Annotated in this window: 7 protein-coding genes and 2 pseudogenes; 6 read left to right on the forward strand and 3 right to left on the reverse strand. The window is 62.8% G+C overall.

Annotated features, from left to right (window positions below; genetic code table 11):
• Positions 1–155: 155 nt before the first annotated feature.
• A pseudogene (locus E4K65_RS48295) lies at positions 156–511 on the forward strand (site-specific integrase); the annotation flags it as partial.
• 331 nt (positions 512–842) lie between these two features.
• Here E4K65_RS48295 and E4K65_RS42670 read toward each other — a convergent pair.
• Complete coding sequence (locus tag E4K65_RS42670) at positions 843–1,943, reverse strand: LLM class flavin-dependent oxidoreductase (protein WP_135179202.1); 1,101 nt, start codon at positions 1,941–1,943, stop codon at positions 843–845.
• Positions 1,944–2,184: 241 nt separating this feature from the next.
• Between E4K65_RS42670 and E4K65_RS42675 the strand changes: the two genes are divergently transcribed.
• The 3 genes from E4K65_RS42675 to E4K65_RS42685 are packed head-to-tail and all read left to right on the forward strand — an operon-like array spanning position 2,185 to position 4,834.
• On the forward strand, positions 2,185–3,087 hold the full coding sequence (locus E4K65_RS42675) for an ABC transporter permease subunit (RefSeq protein ID WP_135179203.1): 903 nt from the start codon (positions 2,185–2,187) through the stop codon (positions 3,085–3,087).
• Entirely contained in the window at positions 3,084–3,812 is a 729-nt protein-coding gene (locus tag E4K65_RS42680; RefSeq protein WP_135179204.1) for an ABC transporter ATP-binding protein, read from the forward strand. Before E4K65_RS42675 ends, E4K65_RS42680 begins: the two co-directional genes overlap by 4 nt.
• A gap of 17 nt (positions 3,813–3,829) precedes the next feature.
• Positions 3,830–4,834 carry an NrtA/SsuA/CpmA family ABC transporter substrate-binding protein gene (locus tag E4K65_RS42685; protein WP_135179205.1) on the forward strand — a complete coding sequence of 335 codons (1,005 nt, stop codon included), beginning with the start codon at positions 3,830–3,832 and terminating at the stop codon, positions 4,832–4,834.
• A gap of 20 nt (positions 4,835–4,854) precedes the next feature.
• Here E4K65_RS42685 and E4K65_RS49150 read toward each other — a convergent pair whose 3' ends face one another.
• Positions 4,855–5,127, reverse strand: coding sequence for a hypothetical protein (locus E4K65_RS49150; RefSeq protein ID WP_235885980.1), 273 nt, complete (start codon positions 5,125–5,127; stop codon positions 4,855–4,857).
• A 360-nt stretch (positions 5,128–5,487) separates the two neighbouring features.
• Between E4K65_RS49150 and E4K65_RS49155 the strand changes: the two genes are divergently transcribed.
• A complete protein-coding gene (locus tag E4K65_RS49155) occupies positions 5,488–6,042 on the forward strand; it encodes an acyl-CoA dehydrogenase family protein (protein WP_235885981.1) in 555 nt (184 codons plus the stop codon).
• Positions 6,043–6,089: 47 nt separating this feature from the next.
• Positions 6,090–6,320: pseudogene (locus E4K65_RS42695) on the forward strand (flavin reductase family protein); the annotation flags it as partial.
• 183 nt (positions 6,321–6,503) lie between these two features.
• Here the strand turns inward: E4K65_RS42695 and E4K65_RS42700 are convergent.
• On the reverse strand, positions 6,504–6,880 hold a 377-nt coding region (locus tag E4K65_RS42700), incomplete at its 5' end, for an EAL domain-containing protein (RefSeq protein ID WP_135179207.1).

Raw genomic sequence — 6,880 nt, forward strand, 5'->3', positions numbered from 1 at the left:
CCCTGGGACGGCGGGAGATCGGGGCGATGCCGTTGCGGATACCTGGCAAGAAGTGTGCGAAGAACTTCCCATGCATCGTCAAGAGTCTGTCCATTCCAACTCGCCTGTCCGTCCGCGACTATATAGGCGCCGAACGGATCGCAGGTCAGATAGGAGTGGCGTCCGAGCTCATAGAGTCGATCAAGCCGAATGAGTATGGATGGTACTTCCCGTCGGCGACCGATCCGTCTAAGCCGGTCAGCCACGGCACGCTCTATTCCTTCATGTGACGCCAACGAGATCGCGAGGTCATTCCCGTGCTAACCAATCGCGACCTTCGCCGCACATGGAAGACGCTTGCTGGCAAGGCCGGCCTATCAAAAGAGATCCGTGACCGATTGCAGAATCACACGCTGCAGGACGTCAGCTCCAAGAGCTATGACCGTTGGAATTATATGCCGGAGAAGCGCGTCGCCATAAACAGGTGGGACAAATTTGCCGCGAACTGCTGGCGAAGAAGAAGCGCAAGTCCGTGCTGATGGAAGAACTACGACCGCTGGCATTACATGTCCACTCGAAACGTCAAGTATATGCGGGCCTTCGCGGAAGCCTGGCCGGACGGCGAATTTGTGCAACAGGTTGTTGCATTATTGCGTCCGACTGCTCGATGCCGTCAAAGCCCTTAAGCAACGAGCTTGGTATGCCCGCCAGACGATCGAACACGGATGGAGCCGCAACATCCTCACCCTTCAGAAACGCGGACTGTTCAGGACCGAATACACCGGAACGACGCTGCGCGATCATTTCGGCCTGCCGCGACCGGTGAGCCGCTATGCCAAGCGGGCTCCGGAAGTTGCCTCGGCCTAGCCGCCTCGACCTGAGGACTGGGCCTGCCGCTCGACGGGCCCAGCCGATCGCCTCGCCCGCACACGCGGTATCACCTCGAGTGCGAAGCGCCGCATCTCGGCCTCGAACGGCTGGAACTGCAGCATGAACAGCTCGATGCCGGCGGCATGGAACTCCTCGACGCGCGCGGCGACCTCGTCATAGCTGCCGACTAGTCCTGCTGCCGTACCGCCATTGCTGCCGACGTGCGGCGTCTTCTGCATGGTCTGTATCATCACGACCTTAGGGTCAGTGTTCCGCTTCTGGATCGCCTTCATCGGCGCGTCCTTTGCTGCCAGGCTCAGAAGCCGCTCGTAAGCGGCCTGCGCCTGCTCACGGGTTTCGCGCGCGACGACGAAAGCGGATAGGCCGAAACGCAGCGGCGGCGCCGCACCGCGAGGCCGCGCCGCGACATCGGCGATCAGGCCGGCGACGTCTTCCAACGGCTGACCGTTGATGAACCAGAGGTCGCCATGGCCGGCGACCAGATCGCGCGCCGGCTCGGACTCACCGCCGACATAGATGACCGGGCGCCTGCGATACAGGCTGGATGGACGTAGCGCATAGTCGGTGACCTTGAAGTGATCGCCTTCGTAGCTGAGGCGCTCGCCCTCCATCAGGCGGGCCACGACGGAGATCCATTCTTTGCCGTAAGCATAGCGAGCATCATGTTCCGGGAAGCCGATCCCGGCCTTTTCAAGCTCCGGCCGGTTCCAGGCATTGACCAGATTGATCGCAAACCGGCCACGGCTGATGTTCTCGATCCCGAGTGCGAGCTTCGCCAGCACCACCGGGTGATAGAGATAGGGCTTGATCGCGGCGATGATCTCGATTCGCTTCGTCAGCGCCGCGATCGCCGCCGCGGCACTCCAGGCCTCGAGCTGATCGAGATCTTCCTGATGTGGATTGATCGTGTGCTGCGCGATCAGCGTGGAATCATAGCCGAGCTCCTCGGCTGCAAGAATAAGATCACGATTGCGCTCCCAGGAGGCATCATAGGGCTCCTCCGGATCCTGATGCGCGCCGCGCGGCCCATGCACGAGAGCCCATATGCCGAAGCGAATAGGTGTAGTCGCCATTGTGCTCTCCCGGAATCTTGTCTGGTCATGTCTTCAATCGTGGCCAGTTCTCGCCAATGACTGACGCAAGATCAAGCATATCGATCTCAAAAGATTTTCTTTGTCGCGCAGCGGTGCCGTGACGACAGCAGATCACTCCGAAGCGAACGACAATTGAAATAGCGCTCTATTTCTGTCGGCGCGATTTCATGGGACATTTTCCACGAACCGCAAGTCATTTGCATCGCACTTCCTGCCCCGGATGTCAGGGGGTGGAACGAGGTCTCGCGTCTTGAGCAATATCGAACTGAGCCAAGTCGACCGCACGGCGATCGGCGCGGATAACCCGCCGTTATCGCAACGTCGTCCGCGATCGTCCGCGACAGCAAGCAAACTTGGCGCTCGCGGCGTTCAGCTCCTGTCCTGGATCGCGCCCGTGCTGCTCGTCATTGTCTGGGAGGCGCTTGCAGACGCGGGATGGCTTTCGCCACAGGTTCTGCCCGCGCCGAGCAAGGTCATCCGGACAGCATTCAAGCTTGCGACCACCGGAAGCCTGTTGAACGACCTCGGCGTCAGCCTGCTGCGTGCCGCGGCCGGCTTTGCGATCGGGGCTACGGTCGGCGCCGCGCTGGGCGTTCTCGTCGGCTTCTCACGAATTGCGGAGGCCGCGATCGACCGCAGCGTCCAGATGATCAGGGCCATCCCTTTCCTCGCCGCACTCCCCCTCGTCATCGTCTGGCTCGGCGTCGGCGAAGCGGAAAAGATCTTCCTTGTCGCGCTCGGCGTCACGTCTCCGATCTACATCAATACCGTGCTTGGTATCCGCCAGGTCGATCCCAAGCTGCTCGAGCTCGGGCGGGTCCAGGGCCTGAGCTCGCTCCAATTGATCCGTCGGATCATCCTTCCCGGCGCATTGCCGTCGATCCTGACCGGTGTTCGTTATGCCCTCGCAACGGCGTGGCTCGCGCTGGTGGTGGCTGAAACCATCGGCGCGCAGTCGGGGATCGGCTTCCTCACGATGGATGCCCGCGAATTCCTGCGCACCGATGTGATCGTCCTGACGATCGTGATCTACGCGCTGATCGGCGTCGCGGCCGACGCCATTGCCCGCTTTCTCGAACGTCGCCTCCTCGCCTGGCATCCGAACTACGGAGCGGAGCGATGAACGTGCACGTCGCTCCGCAGTCTTCCACGCCATTCGAATCCGGACCGGCTGTGGTTGTCAGCAACCTGGTCCGCAGCTACGTCAGCCGCGTCGTGATCGAGAAATTGAACCTGCGCATCGATCGCGGAGAGTTCGTCGCCCTGCTCGGCGAGAGCGGATGCGGCAAGACAACGCTGTTGCGGGCGCTGGCTGGGCTCGATCCCATCCAAGGTGGCCGTATCGTGGCGCCTCGGCGGCCGGCGGTGGTGTTTCAGGAGCATCGCCTCCTGCCATGGGACAATCTCTGGCGCAACGTGGCGCTTGGCTTGCAGGTTCAGGATCCTCGCGCGCGCGCCGCCGAAGCGCTGACCGAGGTCGGCCTCGGGGACAGGCTCGAAGACTGGCCCCGAAATCTCTCCGGCGGGCAAGCCCAGCGCGTCGCCCTCGCCCGCGCGCTGGTGCAGCAGCCCGAGCTTCTGCTGCTTGACGAGCCGTTTGCCGCGCTCGATGCGCTGACCCGTATCCGCATGCACCAGTTGGTCCGCGAACTGGTGGCCAATCATCAGCCGGGCGTCCTGCTCGTCACCCACGATGTCGACGAAGCGATCGCGCTTGCCGATCGGATCCTCGTGATGCGCAACGGCGTAATCGCCTTCGAGCATCGCGCCGTGCGTGACGGCTCGACACCCATCTCGCGCGCCGAGCTCCTCAGCGAGCTTGGCGTGGTCCCCCATTCTGCCAGCTAGTCATCCGGAAGGCCGACATGTCCGACTTTTCATCCGCCAAACCATCCCGGCGCAGCTTCCTCGGCTCCGCAGCCTTCGGCATTGGCGCGCTCGCTGGCATGAATATCAGTGAATTCGCCCAAGCCGCACCTGGCCGGACCACCGACACGGTTCGCCTGACCTGGGGCTTGAGCGGCCTCAATCTGATCGCCAAGGAGCGCGGCGAGTTCGAGAAAGTGCTGGCCAAGGACGGCATCAAGGTCGAATGGCTCGGCCCCTTCCCGAACCATGCGCCGACCCTGCAGGCGGTCACTGGCGGCAGCGCCGACTTCAGCTTCGGCGGCAGCACCACGCCCGCGCTCGCTGCGATCATCGCCGGCTCGCCGCTGGTGTTCACACAGTTCGTGGTCTACGAGCCGCGCACCACGGCGATCATTGCCAAAGACGGCTCCGGGATCGACAAGGTCGAAGACTTGGTCGGCAAGTCCGTCGCGGTCAACCGCTCCGGGCTCGGCGAATTCCTGCTGGTCGCCGCGCTGGAAAAGCACAAGATCGATCGCTCCGCGGTGAAGTTCGTCTATCTCAATCCGCCTGATGCCGCGCCGGCACTTGCCTCAGGCAAGGTCGACGCCTGGTCGATGTGGAGCCCCGGCGTCGATATCGCGCGGCTTGAATACAAGGCGCACGACATCTTCCTGGAAGGCCGCGATCTCGAATTCCAGATCGACTACACCTCCTACCTGACCACCCGCAAATTTGCGACTGACAATCCCGCACTCGTCCGCGCCGTGAACAACGCGTTCCACGCCGAAGGCAAGTGGATCTCGGAGAACAGCAAGGACGCTGAATACATCGCCCAAAAGGCGGGGAAATACAGCGATCAGGTCCGCGACCAGTTCATGGCGATGAGCCGCAAATACCGCTACTTCGCAGTCGACGACGAGCAGTTCGTTGCCGAATTGCAAAAGGCTGCAGACTGGCTCGTCGCCCGCAAGGTTTTGCCCGAACCGGTCAAGGTGACCGACCATCTCGCCCAGCTCTGAGAACGTGACCAACAGACCAATCATGAACAAGACTGTTTCTGCCCCTCCTCGACGACGTCCGAGCTGCTCAAGACCGGCTCGCCGGACCTGGAAGCGTTGCTGAACCAAATTGCCGAAGGCGCGAGCGCGACCGCGTGTTGCCTTTCGAGGTCGTCGACCTCATTCGCCGCGCCCGCCTCGGTGCCTTGCGGCTGCCCGTCGCCGCCGCAGGCAGCACGATCCGCGATCTCTTCGCCTTCGTCATCCGCCTCGGCGAGGCAGACGCCAATGTCGCGCATATCCTGCGCAACCATTTCAGCGTGGTCGAGCGCTGGTGCGTACACCCAAGGATGAGCAGAGCCGGCAATGGCAGAGGGCTGTCGCGGGGGGCGCCATCATCGGACTTGTGACGACCGAGCTCGAAAGCCCGCGGGTCGGTAATGTCGCGCCCGGGACAACGTTCACGCCCGACGGGAACGGCGATTATCTGCTCAATGGCACCAAATATTACATCACCGGAGCGGCCGATCTGTCCGGCGCGACCGGTGCCACGATCGTGCTGGTCAAGCGCGAGGGCATCGGGCTGGTCGATGACTGGGACGGGCTCGGGCAGCGGCTCACGGCGACCGGCACCACGCACTTCCGCAACGTCAAGGGTCAAGCGCGAGGAGGTCGTGTTCAACACGCCGGACGGCGGTTATGGCGTGCGCATTTCGAACACGTTTGCGCAACTGTTTCTGACGGCGATCGTTGCGGGCATTGCGTGTGCGACGCTGCGGGATGCGACAGCCCTGGTCCGCTCGCGCAAGCGTACGTTCTACTATGCGCCGACCGAGATCCCGAGCGACGATCCGCTCCTGCAACAGACGGTCGGCCAGATCGCCAGCGGCGCCTTTGCGGCCGAAACCGTCGTGCTGGCGGCCGCCGAGGCGCTGGACATCGCGACCGACGCATTCGATGCCGGCGCCGCGAACGCGGCAGATGCTGCGCACACGGCCGCCCTGCTCTCGGCCAAAGCAAAGATCATCGCCGACGATTTCGCCATCCGCGGCGGCAGCCTGCTGTTCGACGTCGGCGGCGCGTCAGCTACCAAGAAGGTCACGAACTTCGATCGTCACTGGCGCAATGCGCGGACGCTGTCGTCGCACAACCCGACCACCTACAAGGCGCGCTCGATCGGGGAACACGAGATCAACGCCACGCCATTGCCGGCCAAGGGCTTCTTCTAAGCAAGAAGGCGCCGGCATACGACGGTCCGGCACCAGGAGAGACAATCATGGGAAGGTCGGACATCCATCTCGTCACCGACAGCAACGAGATCGAAGAGCAGTTTCGGGGAGTCATGCGCCGCCTCGCCGGCGGCGTGAGCATCATCACCGCAGGGCGTGACGAAGACATCACAGGAATGACTGTCACGTCCTTGACATCCCTGAGCGCGAGCCCGCCTCGTCTGCTCGTCAGCGTCAACAGGCAGGCCTCGTCATTCGTCCCGATCGAGCGTCAACATCCTCGGGGCCGACCAGTAGGAACTCGTGCCGTCACGGCGGGGTGAACATCCCGCTTCGGTCCGGCCGGGGCTTCAGGCTCGCGAGGCTGCTCGCATAAATCGGCTTGAGTGCTGGTGTCAGCTAATCGGGCGCAGGAGAAGGATTTGGAGCGCAAGACCGCTGTTCCTTGTGTGTCCGGACATTCACGCCGCTCTCGACGCCCTTACGCCAAAACGACGCAAGAGCTGCTCCACCTCAGCGGCCGGCTTGGCGCCGCTGAATAAGAATCCTTGCACCTCGTTGCAGCCCTCGGCGCGAAGCCAATCGAGCTGCTCGGTGGTCTCCACGCCTTCCGCGGTCGTGGTGATGTTGAGGCTACGCCCGAGGCCCGAGATCGCGCGCACGATGGCGGCGCAGTCGGAACGTTTGGCAAGATCCTTCACAAAGGAGCGATCGATCTTGATCTTGTCGAACGGAAAGCTGCGCAAGTAGCTCAGACTGGAATAACCTGTTCCAAAATCGTCCATGGCGATGGAGACCCCGAGCTCGCGCAGCTGGTGCAGGATCGCGAGATTGGCTT

Source organism: Bradyrhizobium niftali, from assembly GCF_004571025.1.
In the GTDB taxonomy this organism is placed as follows: Bacteria; Pseudomonadota; Alphaproteobacteria; order Rhizobiales; family Xanthobacteraceae; genus Bradyrhizobium; species Bradyrhizobium niftali.